The sequence below is a fragment of the Rhizobium laguerreae genome, assembly GCF_002008165.1.
Lineage (GTDB): Bacteria > Pseudomonadota > Alphaproteobacteria > Rhizobiales > Rhizobiaceae > Rhizobium > Rhizobium laguerreae.
On the sequence record NZ_MRDM01000014.1, the window covers coordinates 1,276,588 to 1,292,236 of the forward strand.

Annotated in this window: 20 protein-coding genes and 1 pseudogene; 10 read left to right on the plus strand and 11 right to left on the minus strand. The window is 61.1% G+C overall.

What is annotated here, in order from left to right:
• Nucleotides 1-389: 389 nt before the first annotated feature.
• The 6 genes from BS630_RS22090 to BS630_RS22115 all read left to right on the plus strand — a co-directional run bounded on the left by BS630_RS22090 (nucleotide 390) and on the right by BS630_RS22115 (nucleotide 6,607).
• A complete protein-coding gene (locus tag BS630_RS22090; RefSeq protein ID WP_077979053.1) occupies nucleotides 390-1,091 on the plus strand; it encodes a CerR family C-terminal domain-containing protein in 702 nt (233 codons plus the stop codon).
• Nucleotides 1,088-2,101, plus strand: a complete 1,014-nt coding sequence (gene hlyD / locus BS630_RS22095; protein WP_077979054.1) for a secretion protein HlyD — start codon at nucleotides 1,088-1,090, stop codon at nucleotides 2,099-2,101. The genes BS630_RS22090 and hlyD overlap by 4 nt, the downstream gene beginning before the upstream one ends.
• Nucleotides 2,098-3,843 carry an ATP-binding cassette domain-containing protein gene (locus BS630_RS22100; protein WP_077979055.1) on the plus strand — a complete coding sequence of 582 codons (1,746 nt, stop codon included), beginning with the start codon at nucleotides 2,098-2,100 and terminating at the stop codon, nucleotides 3,841-3,843. The genes hlyD and BS630_RS22100 overlap by 4 nt, the downstream gene beginning before the upstream one ends.
• Complete coding sequence (locus tag BS630_RS22105) at nucleotides 3,840-4,967, plus strand: ABC transporter permease (protein ID WP_077979056.1); 1,128 nt, start codon at nucleotides 3,840-3,842, stop codon at nucleotides 4,965-4,967. The genes BS630_RS22100 and BS630_RS22105 overlap by 4 nt, the downstream gene beginning before the upstream one ends.
• 1 nt (nucleotide 4,968) lies before the next feature.
• On the plus strand, nucleotides 4,969-6,081 hold the full coding sequence (locus tag BS630_RS22110; RefSeq protein ID WP_077979057.1) for an ABC transporter permease: 1,113 nt from the start codon (nucleotides 4,969-4,971) through the stop codon (nucleotides 6,079-6,081).
• 130 nt (nucleotides 6,082-6,211) lie between these two features.
• A complete protein-coding gene (locus BS630_RS22115) occupies nucleotides 6,212-6,607 on the plus strand; it encodes a DUF1236 domain-containing protein (protein ID WP_077979058.1) in 396 nt (131 codons plus the stop codon).
• A 93-nt stretch (nucleotides 6,608-6,700) separates the two neighbouring features.
• Here the strand turns inward: BS630_RS22115 and BS630_RS22120 are convergent, their stop codons facing one another.
• The 5 genes and pseudogenes from BS630_RS22120 to BS630_RS22140 form a co-directional block, all read right to left on the minus strand.
• Nucleotides 6,701-7,744: a Gfo/Idh/MocA family protein gene (locus BS630_RS22120; RefSeq protein ID WP_077979059.1), complete on the minus strand. Its 1,044-nt coding sequence runs from the start codon at nucleotides 7,742-7,744 to the stop codon at nucleotides 6,701-6,703.
• Between the two features lie 9 nt (nucleotides 7,745-7,753).
• A complete protein-coding gene (locus tag BS630_RS22125; protein ID WP_077979060.1) occupies nucleotides 7,754-8,482 on the minus strand; it encodes a ThuA domain-containing protein in 729 nt (242 codons plus the stop codon).
• A gap of 81 nt (nucleotides 8,483-8,563) precedes the next feature.
• Nucleotides 8,564-8,685: pseudogene (locus tag BS630_RS38695) on the minus strand (ThuA domain-containing protein); the annotation flags it as partial.
• 191 nt (nucleotides 8,686-8,876) lie between these two features.
• Nucleotides 8,877-9,218, minus strand: a complete 342-nt coding sequence (locus tag BS630_RS22135; protein ID WP_077979061.1) for an SMR family transporter — start codon at nucleotides 9,216-9,218, stop codon at nucleotides 8,877-8,879.
• 18 nt (nucleotides 9,219-9,236) lie between these two features.
• The gene (locus BS630_RS22140; protein WP_003542198.1) at nucleotides 9,237-9,800 is read right to left on the minus strand and encodes a TetR/AcrR family transcriptional regulator; all 564 of its coding nucleotides are present in this window, start codon (nucleotides 9,798-9,800) and stop codon (nucleotides 9,237-9,239) included.
• A gap of 167 nt (nucleotides 9,801-9,967) precedes the next feature.
• Between BS630_RS22140 and BS630_RS22145 the strand changes: the two genes are divergently transcribed.
• Nucleotides 9,968-10,378 (plus strand): group II truncated hemoglobin, encoded by a 411-nt coding sequence (locus tag BS630_RS22145; RefSeq protein WP_077979062.1) that lies wholly within the window; start codon nucleotides 9,968-9,970, stop codon nucleotides 10,376-10,378.
• Nucleotides 10,375-10,746 carry a DUF423 domain-containing protein gene (locus tag BS630_RS22150; RefSeq protein WP_077979063.1) on the plus strand — a complete coding sequence of 124 codons (372 nt, stop codon included), beginning with the start codon at nucleotides 10,375-10,377 and terminating at the stop codon, nucleotides 10,744-10,746. Before BS630_RS22145 ends, BS630_RS22150 begins: the two co-directional genes overlap by 4 nt.
• Before the next feature lie 94 nt (nucleotides 10,747-10,840).
• Here BS630_RS22150 and BS630_RS22155 read toward each other — a convergent pair whose 3' ends face one another.
• The 6 genes from BS630_RS22155 to BS630_RS22180 all read right to left on the minus strand — a co-directional run bounded on the left by BS630_RS22155 (nucleotide 10,841) and on the right by BS630_RS22180 (nucleotide 14,227).
• Nucleotides 10,841-11,212 carry a bleomycin resistance protein gene (locus tag BS630_RS22155; protein WP_077979064.1) on the minus strand — a complete coding sequence of 124 codons (372 nt, stop codon included), beginning with the start codon at nucleotides 11,210-11,212 and terminating at the stop codon, nucleotides 10,841-10,843.
• A complete protein-coding gene (hmuQ, locus tag BS630_RS22160) occupies nucleotides 11,209-11,523 on the minus strand; it encodes a heme-degrading protein HmuQ (protein ID WP_077979065.1) in 315 nt (104 codons plus the stop codon). The genes BS630_RS22155 and hmuQ overlap by 4 nt, the downstream gene beginning before the upstream one ends.
• Before the next feature lie 9 nt (nucleotides 11,524-11,532).
• Entirely contained in the window at nucleotides 11,533-11,805 is a 273-nt protein-coding gene (locus BS630_RS22165) for a hypothetical protein (RefSeq protein ID WP_003542206.1), read from the minus strand.
• Entirely contained in the window at nucleotides 11,802-12,209 is a 408-nt protein-coding gene (locus BS630_RS22170; protein ID WP_077979066.1) for a DUF2325 domain-containing protein, read from the minus strand. Before BS630_RS22170 ends, BS630_RS22165 begins: the two co-directional genes overlap by 4 nt.
• Nucleotides 12,210-12,318: 109 nt before the next feature.
• Complete coding sequence (locus BS630_RS22175; protein WP_077979067.1) at nucleotides 12,319-13,650, minus strand: TonB family protein; 1,332 nt, start codon at nucleotides 13,648-13,650, stop codon at nucleotides 12,319-12,321.
• A 154-nt stretch (nucleotides 13,651-13,804) separates the two neighbouring features.
• Nucleotides 13,805-14,227, minus strand: coding sequence for a hypothetical protein (locus tag BS630_RS22180; protein ID WP_077979264.1), 423 nt, complete (start codon nucleotides 14,225-14,227; stop codon nucleotides 13,805-13,807).
• Nucleotides 14,228-14,404: 177 nt separating this feature from the next.
• Here BS630_RS22180 and hemP point away from each other — a divergent pair, with 177 nt between their 5' ends.
• Complete coding sequence (hemP, locus tag BS630_RS22185) at nucleotides 14,405-14,587, plus strand: hemin uptake protein HemP (protein ID WP_012758649.1); 183 nt, start codon at nucleotides 14,405-14,407, stop codon at nucleotides 14,585-14,587.
• 8 nt (nucleotides 14,588-14,595) lie between these two features.
• Entirely contained in the window at nucleotides 14,596-15,645 is a 1,050-nt protein-coding gene (locus BS630_RS22190) for a hemin-degrading factor (RefSeq protein WP_077979068.1), read from the plus strand.
• Nucleotides 15,646-15,649 lie beyond the last annotated feature (4 nt).

Genomic DNA, 15,649 nt, shown 5'->3' on the forward strand with positions numbered 1-15,649 from the left:
GTCAAAACAGTGCCGCAAGGATCACGAAAAAGTGGCGGGCTTTTTGTTTCGCAGCCGGTCGGCACAAGACATATTAGTGCCGTGAAAATTAGCGATATTGTATCGCTACCTGTTGGCAGCCGACCCCGAGGCTTGGTACCCTGAGAGACCCGTTCCCACGGGTCTCTTTGCCTTGTTTCCGAACGTTTTCCAGAACAGCTGAGATCGCCCTGATCCGAATTGACGCTGAACCGCTGAACGGCATATCTCATCCCTAATCAGATCACGCGTCAAGCCATGAGCGATGCCACGTTCTTGCCTTTGCCTCAGCAAAGGCATCGGCCGATAACATCGCTTCCAAAATATATCATTCGATTGACTTATTTTTGTATCGGCGTTATAAAACTGGCATGACCCAAGAACACGACAACCAGTCACCGGCTTCCGCCCGTGCCGAGATCGCGCGTCAGAAGATGCTGTCCGCCGCCCTCGACGTCTTCGGCCGTTATGGCTTCGACGGCGCTTCGACGCGCCAGCTCACGGAAGCGGCCGGCGTCAACCTGCAGGCAATCCCCTATTATTTCGGCAGTAAGGAAGGTCTCTACATCGCCACCGCCGAATATCTGATGATGCGGATCAATACGCATGTCGGTGACATGAGGGCGCGCGTCGGCGCGCATCTGCTGGCGCTCGATGCTGCAGGCAAACCGCTTGGTGAAGCGGAGGCTCGCCATTTCCTGACCGAGATTTTGCAGACCATGGTGACGCTGTTCGTCGGCAAGGAGTCCGAATCCTGGGCGCGCTTCCTCATCCGCGAGCAGATGGAGCCGACAGAAGCCTTCACACGGGTCTATCAGGGACTCATGCGGCCGATGATCGAGATGGGCCGACGGCTGATCGGCGCCATCCTTCATGAGGATCCCGCTTCGGAACATGTGCGCCTTCGCACCTTCGCCCTTCTCGGCAGCATTCTCGTCTTTCGCGTCGCCCATGCAGCCGTGCTCGCCCAGATGGAGTGGGACGGCGTCGGCCCGGAACAGGTGGAAACCGTGCGCGGCCTCGCCGCAGAGCTGGTCGATGCCATCGGTGCATCGAAAGGAAGTGCAGCATGAAACGCATCCTTCCCATCGCCATCCTTCTCCTCGTTGCGGCGGGTGCCGCCGCCTGGTGGTACGCCCTGCCCCAAAAGCTCGGCTGGTTGCCTGAGCCCAGCCGCGAATTCGTCCTTTACGGCAATGTCGATATCCGCCAGGTCTCGCTCGGGTTCCGTGTCAGCGGCCGTCTCGCCGAACTCCACGCCGACGAAGGTGACGTCGTCAAAACGGGAACGGTTCTGGCAAAGCTCGATGCAGCACCCTATGAATTCGCGGTCCGCTCGGGCGAAGCCAATGTCGCAGCCCTCCAGGCAACGCTCGACAAGCTGAAGGCCGGTCCGCGGCCGACAGAGATCGCCCAGGCGCGCGCCGCCTATGACGAAAGTATCGCCGATCTCCGCAATGCCAATCTCGCCTATGACCGCGCCCGCCAGTTGCGCCCGCAGGGCACGATCTCCGAGGCCAGCCTTGATCAGGCGACCGCTGCAAGGGCCATGGCCGCCGCACGCTCCGACTCCGCCAACGAGGCGTTGAAACTCCTGCTGGAAGGCTCCCGTGTCGAGGATATCACCGCCGCCGACGCCCAGTTGAAGGCGGCGCAGGCAACGCTTGCCTCGGCCCGCACCTCGCTTGATGATACCGAACTGCGCGCGCCGAACGACGGCGTCATGCTCTCCCGCGTCCGGGAAAATGGCGCGATCGTTTCCCCCGCCGACACCGTCTTCGTGTTGTCGCTGACAGAACCCGTCTGGGTACGCACCTATGTCGCCGAGCCCGATCTCGGCCGCATCCATCCCGGCATGAAGGTTGCGGTCACCTCCGATACGGCGCCCGACAAACCCTATGAAGGCACGATAGGCTTCATCTCGCCGGTTGCCGAATTCACCCCGAAATCGGTGGAAACGCCGGAACTTAGGACCGACCTCGTCTATCGCCTGCGTGTTGTCATCGACAAGCCCGGCCCGGATCTGCGCCAGGGCATGCCGGTCACCGTGCGTTTTCCCACGCCGACGGCGGGCGGACAATGACCGCCGCCGAGACCGGCCGGGGCGACAAGCCGCTCGTCCGGATCGACGGTGTCACCAAGCGCTTCGGCGATGCGCCAGCCGCTCTTGACGCCGTCTCCGGCATGATCGGCGGCGGCGCAATCACCGGTCTCGTCGGCCCTGACGGCGCCGGCAAAACGACGCTGATCCGCCTGATGACTGGCCTGATGCTGCCCGACACGGGAACGATGGAGGTTCTCGGCTTCGACACGCGCAAGAACCCCGCCGGCATCCAGGCGGCGATCGGCTACATGCCGCAGCGCTTCGGTCTCTATGAGGACCTTTCGGTGCAGGAAAACCTCGATCTCTATGCCGATCTGCGGGGCCTGCCGAAGAGCGAACGCGCAAGCGCCTTCGACGAGCTGCTCACTTTTACCGACCTCAAGCGTTTCACCGGTAGGCTCGCCGGAAAGCTCTCCGGCGGCATGAAGCAGAAGCTCGGCCTTGCCTGCGCGCTTCTGAAGAAGCCGCGCCTGCTGCTGCTCGACGAGCCGGGCGTCGGCGTCGACCCGATCTCGCGCCGCGACCTCTGGAAGATGGTCGAGAACCTGACGAAGGAAGGCATCGGCGTCCTTTGGTCGACCGCCTATCTCGACGAAGCTGAAGCCTGCGACCATGTGCTGCTCTTGAACCAGGGAAAGCTGCTCTTTTCGGGAAAACCTGATGACATGACCGGTCGCGTCAACGACCGGGTTTTCCGCGTCTCGGGCATGACAGGGCGCCGCCGGCAGGTGCTCGCCGGGCTTCTGCAGGCCGATGGCGTCATCGACGGCGTGATCCAGGGCGAAGCGATCCGCCTCGTCGCCGCCAGGGACAAGAAACCGGATATCGGCTCGGCCGGCGATGGCGCAACGCTCACCCCTGCCCCGCCGCGCTTCGAGGATGCTTTCATCGACATGCTGGGCGGTGGTCCTGGCGGCCGTTCGAGGCTGGCCGAGGCGCAAGAGCCGACGAAGGGCGATGACGACCGGCCGGTGATCGAGGCCAAGGGGCTGACCAAGCGCTTCGGCGATTTCACCGCTGCCGACAATATCAGCTTCGATATCCGCCGCGGCGAAATCTTCGGCCTGCTCGGCCCGAACGGCGCCGGCAAATCCACCACCTTCAAGATGCTCTGCGGCCTGTTGAAGCCGACCGGCGGAGAAGGCCGCGTTGCCGGTTTCGACCTTCGCCGCGATGCCGCCGAGGCCCGCAACCAGCTTGGCTATATGGCGCAGAAATTCTCGCTCTACGGCGATCTGACCGTCATGCAGAACCTCGAATTCTTCTCCGGCGTCTATGGCCTTCGCGGAAGACACCGGCGCGAGCGCATCGAGCTGATGGCCGGCATCTTCGATTTCGGGCGCCATGTCAGCCAGCCGGCCAAGGACCTGCCGCTTGGCCTGAAACAGCGGTTGGCGCTTGCCTGCGCCGTCATGCACGAGCCACGCGCCCTCTTCCTCGACGAACCGACCTCCGGCGTCGATCCGATCACCCGGCGCGAATTCTGGACGCATATCAACGCCCTGGTCGAAAAGGGCGTCACGGTGCTCGTCACCACCCATTTCATGGACGAGGCCGAATATTGCGACCGCATCTCGCTGATCTATCGCGGCCGCTCGATCGCGCTCGGCTCGCCCGATGAATTGAAGGCCCGCGTCGCGACCAAGGAGCTGCCCGACCCGACAATGGAGGATGCCTTCATCGCCCTGGTACAGCAATCCGAGAAGGAGAATGCAGCATGAGCACCTCTTCCGGCTGGATGCGGCGTCTCTTGGCCCTCGTGCGCAAGGAAAGCTTTCAGGCGATCCGCGATCCGAGCAGCATCCTCATCGCTTTCGTGCTGCCGCTGATTCTGCTTTTTCTTTTCGGCTACGGCGTCTCGCTCGATACCACCCGCACCCGCATCGGCCTCGTGACCGAGGAGATGACGCCGCTGACGCAGGATCTGTCGGCCAGTTTCCAGGCCTCCCGCTATTTCGATGTGGCCATCAGCCGCGACCGGCGTCTGTTCGAGGAAGATCTCGTGCTCGGCAAGCTGCGCGGCATCGTCGTCATCCCCGCCGATTTCACCACGCGCTACACCGCCGGCAACCGGCCGGATATCCAGGTGATCGTCGATGGCTCCGAACCGAACACGGCGAATTTCGTGCAGAATTATGCCCAAGGCACTGTTGCCAACTGGGAGCGGCAGAGGCAGGCGGACGTCGCCTCCCACAGTCCCGCCATTTCGGTCGAGCAGCGCTTCTGGTTCAATCCTGAACTGACCAGCCGCAATTTCCTCGTGCCCGGCTCGATCGCCATCGTCATGACGCTGGTCGGCACGCTTCTGACCTCGCTCGTCGTCGCCCGCGAATGGGAGCGGGGCACGATGGAGGCGATGATGGCGACACCAGTGACGGCGGTCGAACTGCTCGCCGGCAAGATCCTGCCCTATTTCCTGCTCGGCCTCACCTCGATGACGCTCTGCGTGCTGCTTGCGGTCTTTCTCTTCGGCGTGCCGTTCCGCGGCTCCGTCGCTGCTCTTTATGCGCTGTCGGCCGCTTTCCTGATCCCGGCGCTTGGCCAGGGCCTATTGATATCGACGGCCACGAAGAACCAGTTCCTTGCCTCGCAGCTGGCGTTGATCTCTGCCTTTCTCCCTGCTTTCCTGCTGTCTGGCTTCCTCTTCGAGATCAATTCCATGCCGACCGTGATCCAGTGGATCACCTTCATCGTGCCGGCGCGCTACCTGATCCCCAGCCTGCAGACGGTGTTCCTGGCCGGCGACATCTGGCCGATGTTTCTGCAGGCGATCGGCGTGATGCTGACGATCGGCGCCATCATGTTCGTGCTGGCGGCCCGCAGCACCAGAAAGAGGATCGGCTGAGATGGGTTGGACAAGGCTCTACGCCCTGATCGTCAAGGAACTGCTCGCCGTGCTGCGCGATCCCAAGGGCCGCGCCATTCTGATCGGCCCGCCGATCGTCCAGCTTCTCGTCTTCTCCTATGCGGCGACGCTCGAAGTCCGCAATGTCGACGTGATGATCCTCAACCGCGACAGCGGTCACTGGGGCCAGGAACTGATCGAGCGCATCGATGGCTCGCCGACCTTCCGGAAGATCGAGATTGCAGGAAGCCAACCAGATGTCCGGGTGGCGATCGACAACCAAACTGCCATTGCCGTCGTTCAGATCGGGCCGGACTTTTCGCGCAATATTGAGGCGGGAGCGCCGGCCGACCTGCAGGTGGTGCTCGACGGCCGCCGCTCCAACGCCTCGCAGATCGTCGCGGGCTATCTCTCGCAGATCGGCGCCGCCCTCGCCGCCGAGACGCCGGCCGGCAAACGTGCCGGCGCCGACATCGTCTCGACAGTGCCGCGCAACTGGTTCAACCCGAACCTCACCTATCAATGGTTCATGGTGCCGAACCTGATCGCCAGCATCGCGCTGCTGATCGGCCTCATCGTCACGGCGCTGTCGATCGCCCGCGAGCGCGAGCTCGGCACCTTCGACCAGTTGATGGTCTCGCCGCTGCGCATCCACGAGATCCTGATCGGCAAACTGATCCCGCCTATGATGATCGGCCTCTTCCACATCACCGTCTATATCCTGGCCGCCGTCTTCCTCTTCGAGGTGCCGCTGCGCGGCTCGCTCTTCCTGCTTTACGGCAGCGCAATCTTCTATCTCGGTTCGGTCGCCGGCCTCGGCCTGTTCATTTCGGCGCTGTCGATGACACAGCAGCAGGCGATCCTCGGCGCTTTCCTGTTCATGGTCCCCGCCATGCTCCTCTCCGGCTTCGCGACGCCGATCGAGAACATGCCGGGGTGGCTGCAGCCGGTGACACTGATCAATCCGCTGCGCTATTTCCTGGTGATCGTCAAAGGCGTCTTCCTCAAGGATATTCCGCTGAGCGAGGTGGTGAACCAGACAATCCCACTAGCGCTGATCGCCACTGTTACGCTCAGCGCCGCCGCCTGGCTTTTCCGCCGGCGGCTGGAATAATGCCTTCGGACCCATGCTTCAGCTGCCTCACATTATGTGAACCGGCCGCCCAAAGCGTGACTCTCTCCTGCCGGAACCTCGGATTGGCGCGGTCGTTACCCAAGCGCAACCCCAGCAAAGGAGAAGCAAAATGTACAAGATCCTACTTGTCTCCAGCGCCCTTGCGCTGTCGTCGCTCGCCACCAATGCGCTCGCTGACGGAGCCGTCACCGGTGCAGCCGGCGGCGCCATCACCGGCGCAATCGTCGGCGGCCCTGTGGGTGCTGCCGTTGGCGGCGTGGCCGGCGGTGTCGCCGGCGCAGTGATCGATCCGCCGCCGCGCGAGGTCGTCACCTATGTCCAGCAGCAGCCGACCCCAACCGCTTCTGTGGTCGTCCAGGAACCCATTGTCGTCGGCAAGCCGCTTCCGGCGGATGTCGTCGTGACGCCGGTGCCTGACAATCCGAAATATGCTTACACGGTCATCAACGATCGCCGTGTGATCGTCGAACCCCGCACCCACCGCGTGGTGCAGGTGATTGAATAAATAGGAAGAAAGGGTACGGCTCCCACGGACCCTTTCTTCTAGCGAAAACCGCCGCCCCGAAAGGACGGCGGTCGTGCTTTTTGATCGAGCGGATCAAACCTTCAGCTCGCGCCGCTCGCGCTCGGTCACCATCGCAAGGTCGAGCACCTTCTGCAGGTTGGCGGCGTGGCGGAAGTTCGGATCCGGCTGGATGCCGCTTGCCACGGCCTCGGCAAAACGCTGGTAGTTGGTCGCCACCGGTTCAACCTCGATCTTCGTCCAGGTGGCGGTTTCGACATCCTCGCCGAGGCAGCCATGCAGCTCGGAACCGCTGGGACGATGGATGACCTCGAGACTGCCCCTCTCGCCATAAATGCGCAGCTTCAACTCGTTCAGATGCCCTGTCGCCCAACGGCTGGCATGGATGACGCCGAGCGCGCCGTTGGCGAAATCGACAGACATGGTGAAGCTGTCATTGGCATCGAGCAGATATTCGCCGATCTGGCCGCCCGGCGCCTTGTTGAAGGTCTTCAGCCGGGCGAAGACGTGGTCGATGTCGGTCGCCGCGCCATAGGCGGCGAAATCGAGAATATGGATGCCGACGTCGCCGAGCACGCCGTTCGAACCGTGGCCGGTGGAAAGCCGCCACAGCCAGGTCGATTCCGTGCGCCAGTCGCCCCAGGCACGCGACACCAGCCAGCTCTGGAGATAGGATGCTTCCACGTGTCTGATCGTGCCGAGCTCGCCGGCGAGCACCATCTCGCGGGCGCGCTGCAGCGGAGCGACGTTGCGATAGGTGAGATTGACCATGTTGATGACGCCGGCCTTTTCGGCCGCTTCCGTCATCTCCAGCGCCTTCGCATAGTTCTCCGCCAGCGGCTTTTCGCAGAAGACGTGCTTGCCCGCGGCAATCAGCGCCATCGTCGTCGGGTGATGGATGCGGTCGGGCGTGACATTTGTCGCCGCGTCGAATTCACCCCAGGCGATCGCCTCATCCAGCGAAAGAAACCGTTTTTCGATGTTGAACTTGTCGGCGAAGGCCGAAAGCCGCTCGGGATCGGTGTCGACGGCGCCGACCACCGTCACGCCGTCGATGAGGGGGAAGCGGGCGAGCTGGTTTTTCGCCATCACCCCCGTGCCAAGAACGAGTAGTCGCATGGATGCTCCTCAGCGGTAACCGGCTTCGCCGGCCTGGTGCAGTCTCGGGCCGCGTTCGACGATCGGCTCCAGTGCTGTTTCTACCGGCACATTTGGGGCATCGGTAATGCTCTTCAATGCACCCTCGGGGTTATAGGCCCACTTCACGCCGTTGATCAGCACCTTCTGGACATTGACGTCGTGATAGGTTGGATAGGTCTCGTGGCCCGGGCGGAAATAGAAGATGTTGCCGGCGCCGCGGCGCCAGGTCAGGCCCGAGCGGAACACTTCGCCGCCCTGGAACCAGGAGATGAACACCGTTTCGAGCGGTTCCGGCACCGAAAACTGCTCACCGTACATTTCCTCGTTCTCAAGCTCGAAATGTTCGCCGATGCCGGCGGCGATCGGATGGCGCTGGTTGATCGTCCACAGACGCTCGCGTTCACCCGCCTCGCGCCATTTCAGCGCGCAGGGCGTGCCCATCAGCCGCTTGAAGATCTTGGAGAAATGGCCGGAATGCAGCACCAGCAGGCCCATGCCTTCCCAGACGCGCTTGGCGACACGCTCGACAACGACGTCGGAAACCGCGCCGTGATCCTTGTGGCCCCACCAGGTCAAGACGTCGGTCTCGGTAAGGCGGGCTTCGCTGAGGCCGTGTTCCGGCTCCTGCAGCGTCGCCGTCGTCGCCGAGATACTTGGATCGGTGTTCAGCGCATTGGCGNGTCGGAAACCGCGCCGTGATCCTTGTGGCCCCACCAGGTCAAGACGTCGGTCTCGGTAAGGCGGGCTTCGCTGAGGCCGTGTTCCGGCTCCTGCAGCGTCGCCGTCGTCGCCGAGATACTTGGATCGGTGTTCAGCGCATTGGCGATCGTCGTGTGCATGCCTTCGGGATAGATCCCCCGGACGATCTCATTGGTATTCTCGTGGATGTTCTCTCCCCAGACGACGGTGCGAATGGCCATGATGTGCTCCTGTAGAACCTGGCAGTATCGATAGGCGGGAAGGCAGGATTCAAAGCGCTTTGGAAAACGGCGCCGGCTGCGCCTCGTCTCCTCCACGTCCAAGGAACACATAGACCTTTGTCAGTATTTTGACAAAGGGGAAAATTTACCGGCCGAAGACGGAAAAACTGTCTGGTAATATCACAGCAATATCAATGTGAAACCGATTTCGAAAATAGATTGACGACCAAAACGCCGGCTATGATCAGCCCGAGCCCGACGATTGCCGGCAGGTCGAGGCGCTGCTTGAAGAACACCAGGCCGACCGAGGAAATCAGCACGATTCCCAAAGCGCTCCAAATCGCATAGGCGATACCGACGGGGATGCTTTTCAGCGTCAACGACAGGCAATAGAAGGCAGCCGCATAACAGGCGACGACGAGTGCCGTCGGCCCGATGCGGGTGAACTGCTGCGACAGTTGCAGCGCGGTCGTGCCGATGACCTCGAGCACGATGGCTGCAAACAGCAGCCCGTAGACGGCGGCCTGGCTCATGGCGGGTTCCTTTTCGAATTACCTGCCGGTCAGTTCGACAAGGCGATCGATGAGATCCCGCCTCAGAACGCCGTTGATATCATGGCTTTCCAACGTATCTGCGAACCAAAGTCCATCGGCGGCGAAACGCACGACTTGTGCGTCGAGGGAGGAATCGGTGCCGATATATTCCTCGGCCCGCGCCTGCACCCATTGGCGCCAGCGAAGACGTAGCCGGGGTTCGGCAAGAAGCGCGATCGTCACCTGCGTCCAACTCCTGGAATCGTCGGGACGCTCCTTGAGACCGGATACCGCCCTGAGATAGGCGCGGGTGAAGCGCCCCTGTGGCAGCGGATCGCCGCGCATCAGTTCCTCTATATCGGCGTCGAACTTTTCGAGCAGGCTCTCGAACAGGGCATCGAGCAGCGCATTTTTCGTCGGGAAGTGATGCAGCAGCCCGCCCTTGCTGACGCTGGACGCGGCGGAAACCGCATCGAGCGTGACTGCCGCCATGCCGTCGCTGGCAGCAAGGCGCGCGGCGACCTCCAGCAACTGCTGGCGCACAAGCACGGGCTGCTTCTTGCGATGATGAGCGTTCGACATGCAGATAAAAGATACCGTCCGGACGGTTTTGTCAAGGAGAATCGGCCGCCACGCTGCCGTCCCGGCATTATGCGCGAAATGCCGCGGCACCTTGATGACAGTTGCGATCATTTTCCGCCCGGTGCATGAAGAGGCCGGGGAATGGTTGAGGCAATTGGGATGGTTTCGTGACGGAGAAGGTCATCACCTTATATCAGGCGATCGGCGGCGATCCTGTCGTGCGGGCGCTGACGCACCGTTTCTACGAACTGATGGACAGCTTGCCGGAGGCGAGAAACGTGCGCGCCGTACACCCGTCGAGCCTTGTGGGCAGCGAAGAGAAATTTTACGAATATATGACCGGTTATCTCGGCGGCCCGCCGCTTTATACCGATAAGCGCGGCCATCCGCGTCTGCGCAGCCGCCATTTCGTCGCCGAGATCGGCCCTGTGGAGCGAGACGAATGGCTGCTCTGCTTCCGCCGCGCCCTGGACGAGACGATATCAAGCCAGGCGCTGCGCGATCTCATCTGGGCGCCGGTGGAGCGGCTCGCCTATCACATGCAAAACAAGGCTACCGACAACAAGGAACAATCATGAGCTTGAACGCGTGTCTGGAGCCGGTGCTTTATCTCTTTGCCGGCCTGTTTGGCGTAGCCGGCGTGGCGCTTGCCGCCCTTGCTGCCCATGGCGGCGGCGAGGCCAATCTTGCGGCATCCGCATCTGCCATGTGCCTTGCCCACGCCCCTGCGCTGCTGGCATTGGCTCTCGGCAACGTCAGGCTCAGAACCGCCTGGCTGGCCGGTTTGCTGATGATTGTCGGAACGCTGCTTTTTGCGGGCGATCTCGTCACGCTGCGCTTTACCGGCTCCGGCCTCTTCCCCTATGCCGCGCCGACCGGCGGCTGGGCAATGATGCTTGGCTGGCTTGCCGTTGCGGCAGGCGCTGTCTTCCGCGTCAGGGCATAGAGCACTTCGTTTTCTCCGAGTCCCGGAATTGCTCAATGTTTTGTTTTGGCGCAATTCCGGATGCAAAACCGCTGAGCACTTTGCCGGAGTTGCTCTAATCACGCGGCTGCGGCACACGGCCGAAGCGCAGGAGATTGCCGTGAGGATCATGGATGTAGAATTCCTCCATGTTCCACGGCCGCACCTCCATATCGCTCAGGCGCTCGACGCCTCTTTCGCGATATTCCGCATGAAGAGCGCCGATGCCCCCGCCACGGAGATAGACGGAACTGTTTTGGCAAAGCGTGGCATCTTGCGTCCGCCAGAAATGCAGCTCCATGTCGTCGCGCCGCAGGATGAGATAATCCGCCGCCTGATAGACGATCTCGGTAAAACCGAGCGCATCGCGGTAGAAGGCAAGCGTCTTATCGATATCGAGCGACGGCAGGACCGGCAGAACCTCGATGCGGTCATGTCCTTCGTTCATATGCCATCAACCACGTTGAAGCCCTCGAAGATCGGCGGTCCCTTGTAGATCGCCTTGTGATCGCCGGCATTGCGGTGCGCCGCACGAAAGCTCTCGGACTTCGTCCAGTTCTGAAAATCCGCTTCGCTTTTCCAGACCGTGTGTGAGGAATAGAGCGTATAGCCCTCCTCTTCGTTGACCTTGCCGCGCAGCAGGCGGAATTCGACGAAACCGGGCACCTCGGGCAGGCTGGAATCGCGATTGCGCCAGACCGTCTCGAAATCGCCTTCGCTCCCGGTTGCAACCTTGAAGCGGTTCATTGCGATATACATGGAATCTCCCTACGCCTTCCTCTTGCCCGCCCTTGCAGAACGCAAGGGAAAGGCGAGAACATTATCGCCGTTTGCCGCTGCTGGGCCAAGCGGTCTTGTTGTCGCTTCCCCGGGCATGCGCGCTTCCCAGGTCGGGAACAGCGTCACATTCTGGTAGATCTGCTGGCGTTCAGCATGCTGCTGGAAAAGTTCGTAAAGTTCGGGCACGAGGCCCTCGCCTGTCTGCGCGGCGAGCTTATGCAGGCCGATCATGGTGAAGCCGTCGGGGCGCTGGTCGTTCATCGGGAATTGTCTCGTTCGTTCATCGTCTGCAGCGCACGCTCCAGGCTGGACTTGCTGCCGTTGCGAAGCGGGATGAAGGTCTTGCTGAACTTCTTGCAGCCGGTCTTCACACGCAGGCAGGCATCGTGGCTGATACAGTCGATCGGGCAGAAGACGCAGTCGACCGAGGGAAGCAGAGTATCGATGCGGGAAACCGCTTCGCGCAGACCGCCATCATGGTGGATGAGCTCAGCGCCGAAATTGCTGCAGATCTGGCGAAGATGCGCCACCTGGCAGTCGCGGCCACCGACATAGAGGAAACTGCGGCCATCCAGTTTGGATCGCCCGGAGGGCGCCTGACCAGCGTCCTCGCCCGCGCTGTCGCGGACCTCCCGGTTCGAACCCTTCTTGCCCTTGCGAGCCATATGCCACCCGTTCGTTCGTTGATCGTCACACGATTCCTGCGTGTGCGGGCGGACCTTATTAAACTTGATTTTTAGAGTAAAGTATAAAGTTGATTGTTTTTATCATATTTTATCGAGCGGTGACTTGGACAGGAAAGCTGTACGAGCGCGAGGATCTGGACCAGTCATCCGGCATAGCAGGAAGATTACAGGAAGCGATCCGGGACAAAACGGCGCTATCCACCTCGGCCAAGCCCGAACCTCGGACAAGGCCTGATGCGGTGACATCTCCGTTGCGATTGATCGTAATGCGGACATTCAAGGATGCAGAATTGCGACGATATCGCGATTCAATTCGGTCAACGCAACGGAACAGTCGCGAGACGATCTTGCCCTTGTAATTGGCTTCGGATGCACCGCCCGATCCACTCCGTCCGCCCGACGTGCGTGAATTATTGTCTGAATTGGCGTCTACCTGCCCGTCCGCGGCGCCCCTGCGTGACTCCTGTTTGGCCTCTCCCTCAGAACCCTGTGCCTTCTTCGGGGGCTGCTTTCTTTCAACCGGCTTCTTTTCTGCCGGCTTTTCCAACTTCGGTTTCGGCTGTGGCGTGACGATCTCTGCCGGCGGTTCCGGCTCGGGAGAAATCGCGGCCGTTTCGACAGGCTTGATCTCTTCCGGCTCGGATTGCAACGCGGTTGCGACGGGTGGTTCGGCGGATGTTGCCGGTATCTCTGGAGACTGCTCCGGCACCACTGTCGACATTGGCTGCGCAACTGAAGTTTCCGCAGGGGTTTCCGACACGAGCACCTCTGGTTCCGCAGTCGTCACCGTCTCCGCTGACTGGCGCGTCACCTCCTGCGTGGGCTGGACGGCCTCGACCGGCTCTGCATCAGTAGGCTGGACAGTTTCCGGTTGGACGGTCTCCGGCTGCATTTCCGCTGTTTCTACTGGCTTGACCGTGTCGGGCTCGACAGCTTCCGGAACAATTTCTTGCTGGATGGTCACCTCGGTCTCGCCAGCGGCGCTCTGATCGGCGTCAGAACTGCCGAGCATGACGACGCTGATCGCTTCGCCCGCCTCCATCAGCGTTTCTTCTGAAGGCTTAGGTATGACTAGGAGCAGCGTGACGGCTAGCGCAGTATGAAAAAAAAGAGACCCGACACAAGTCAGCGCCACCCGTCGCCGCACCGGTGCCTTCTCGTCTTTCTGCTTTTCCACCGCCGCATCCATCGGCGGCGCGGCGGCGACAACATCCGACGCGGCTTCCGGATGATCGGGAAAGGAGGGTATCTGCGCGAAACGCGCATAGTGGACCACCGCCTCGCCGGCCGCCGGCCGCTGCACATTGCGCAGGTCGGAAAGCTCGTGGCCGGGGTGAATGTGGTTGTCGTTCAGACTGCCGTCAGCGTCCGGCTCCCCGATGAGCACCTGTCTCGATCTGGTCTTCGCTGAAATTGCCATCTTATGCCTCGGACAGTCTGACCATGCCCGCCGGGATTCATTCCCGGCGTATTCTCAAAGCAATTCCAGGAAAAGTGCGAAGCGGTTTTCCGTCCGGAACTGCGTAAACAAAAGGTTAGAGCGGTTCTGCGCTTTCGTGAAAAGCTGAACCGCTCTAGCCCTCGAAGGGAACCGAAATCTGAGAGCGGGTGACGAGACCCTTCATGCATTCGCCGGCGGCCGGACCGTCGCAGACCGGCGTGTCGTTGATGATGATGCGGGTGACCGTCTCGCACTTCACATTCGGCATATCGAACTGGCGCACGCGCTTCTTGCCCTGCGGCAGATCGCGGAAGTCGAGCACGGTGATGCGGTCGACGGCATTCTTGTCGTTGAAAAAGGCGAGTTCGAAGGAGATCTTGTTGATCGGGTTCTGGAGATTGTTCTCGGCAACGAAAGTCATCATGCAGCCCTTTTGCGATGGCGCCAGAGCGTTGAGTTCGACATCCAGTTTGGCGGTTGCCGCGTCCTGCGCCTGGCATATGCTTGAAACCGCCATCACCATGCCGGCTGCAACAGCCGCAAACCTAACCGTCATCATCTTCTCCGCCATTGTCGCGAACCGCCGCCAGGCGGCCTCATATCAGCAATCTCAAAAACTTGACTGCAATAGTCTCCTATTGCGTCTTTAAAAAACTATGAGTATGAAAGTCAAGATAATTGTCATCACAACCGGGGATCCCTGATCACCGGCCTCATGGAATTGCCAACCGAAATGATGGTTGAAAAGCCAGATAACTTTAAGCATGTGCCGCTGCAGAGCGAGCCTGCGGCGCAGCACCGGATCGTCGAAAGCGCGGATCTTTTCCGCGGCACGAACGAGATCATGATAAGACATGACGGCCTGGTCTATCGCCTGAAGATCACCCGTCAGGGCAAGCTCATTCTCAATAAGTAGGGTAGGACATGACCGAACAGACAAGACCGGCGCCAGCCGAAATCCGTGCGTTTCGCGCCGAGAATCCGAAAATGCGCGAGCGTGATATCGCCGCCCAGCTGAAGATTTCCGAGGCAGCCCTCGTCGCCGCCGAAACCGGCATCAGCGTGACGCGAATCGATGGCAGTGCGCTGAAGCTTCTTGAGCACGTGGCCGGCCTCGGCGAAGTAATGGCGCTGTCGCGCAACGAAAGTGCCGTTCACGAGAAGATCGGTGTCTTCGAAAACATCAAGAGCGGCGCGCAGGCCGCGATCGTTCTCGGCGAGAATATCGATCTGCGCATCTTCCCGAGCCGCTGGGAGCATGGTTTCGCCGTATCCAAGAAGGATGGCGATCAAGAGCGCCTCAGCCTGCAATATTTCGACAAGGCCGGCAACGCCGTGCACAAGGTGCACCTGCGCCCGAGCTCGAATGTCGAGGCCTATCACGCGATCGTCGCCGAGTTGAAGCTGGAAGACCAGTCGCAGGAATTTGTCGAGGCTGAGACCTCAAATGCCGTCGATGAGACCGCCGACGTCAACCGCGACGAGCTGCGCGACAACTGGAGCAAGCTCACCGATACGCATGAGTTCTTCGGCATGCTGAAGCGCCTGAAGATCGGCCGCCAGGCGGCCGTGCGCACCGTCGGCGACGACTATGCCTGGAAGCTCGACAACAGCGCGACGGCAGACATGATGCATGCCTCGGTGAAATCCGGCCTGCCGATCATGTGCTTCGTCGCCAATAACGGCATCGTCCAGATCCATTCCGGCCCGATCTTCAACGTGCAGCCGATGGGGCCGTGGATCAATATCATGGACCCGACCTTTCACCTGCATCTGCGCCAGGATCACATCGCCGAGACGTGGGCCGTACGCAAGCCGACCACGGACGGCCACGTCACCTCGCTGGAGGCTTACAATGCCGAAGGCGAGATGATCATCCAGTTCTTCGGCAAGCGGAAGGAAGGTTCCGACGAACGGGCCGAGTGGCGCGAGATCATGGAAAACCTGCCGCGGGCAGCAAGTGTGGCCGCATAAGGAT

Bases quoted from the DNA above. Each gene is read 5' to 3' on its own strand.
- BS630_RS22090 (WP_077979053.1), top strand. From the start codon at position 390: ATGACCCAAGAACACGACAACCAGTCACCGGCTTCCGCCCGTGCCGAG.
- hlyD (WP_077979054.1), top strand. From the start codon at position 1,088: ATGAAACGCATCCTTCCCATCGCCATCCTTCTCCTCGTTGCGGCGGGT.
- BS630_RS22100 (WP_077979055.1), top strand. From the start codon at position 2,098: ATGACCGCCGCCGAGACCGGCCGGGGCGACAAGCCGCTCGTCCGGATC.
- BS630_RS22105 (WP_077979056.1), top strand. From the start codon at position 3,840: ATGAGCACCTCTTCCGGCTGGATGCGGCGTCTCTTGGCCCTCGTGCGC.
- BS630_RS22110 (WP_077979057.1), top strand. From the start codon at position 4,969: ATGGGTTGGACAAGGCTCTACGCCCTGATCGTCAAGGAACTGCTCGCC.
- BS630_RS22115 (WP_077979058.1), top strand. From the start codon at position 6,212: ATGTACAAGATCCTACTTGTCTCCAGCGCCCTTGCGCTGTCGTCGCTC.
- BS630_RS22120 (WP_077979059.1), bottom strand. From the start codon at position 7,744: ATGCGACTACTCGTTCTTGGCACGGGGGTGATGGCGAAAAACCAGCTC.
- BS630_RS22135 (WP_077979061.1), bottom strand. From the start codon at position 9,218: ATGAGCCAGGCCGCCGTCTACGGGCTGCTGTTTGCAGCCATCGTGCTC.
- BS630_RS22140 (WP_003542198.1), bottom strand. From the start codon at position 9,800: ATGTCGAACGCTCATCATCGCAAGAAGCAGCCCGTGCTTGTGCGCCAG.
- BS630_RS22150 (WP_077979063.1), top strand. From the start codon at position 10,375: ATGAGCTTGAACGCGTGTCTGGAGCCGGTGCTTTATCTCTTTGCCGGC.
- BS630_RS22155 (WP_077979064.1), bottom strand. From the start codon at position 11,212: ATGAACGAAGGACATGACCGCATCGAGGTTCTGCCGGTCCTGCCGTCG.
- hmuQ (WP_077979065.1), bottom strand. From the start codon at position 11,523: ATGTATATCGCAATGAACCGCTTCAAGGTTGCAACCGGGAGCGAAGGC.
- BS630_RS22165 (WP_003542206.1), bottom strand. From the start codon at position 11,805: ATGAACGACCAGCGCCCCGACGGCTTCACCATGATCGGCCTGCATAAG.
- BS630_RS22170 (WP_077979066.1), bottom strand. From the start codon at position 12,209: ATGGCTCGCAAGGGCAAGAAGGGTTCGAACCGGGAGGTCCGCGACAGC.
- BS630_RS22175 (WP_077979067.1), bottom strand. From the start codon at position 13,650: ATGGCAATTTCAGCGAAGACCAGATCGAGACAGGTGCTCATCGGGGAG.
- BS630_RS22180 (WP_077979264.1), bottom strand. From the start codon at position 14,227: ATGACGGTTAGGTTTGCGGCTGTTGCAGCCGGCATGGTGATGGCGGTT.
- hemP (WP_012758649.1), top strand. From the start codon at position 14,405: ATGATGGTTGAAAAGCCAGATAACTTTAAGCATGTGCCGCTGCAGAGC.
- BS630_RS22190 (WP_077979068.1), top strand. From the start codon at position 14,596: ATGACCGAACAGACAAGACCGGCGCCAGCCGAAATCCGTGCGTTTCGC.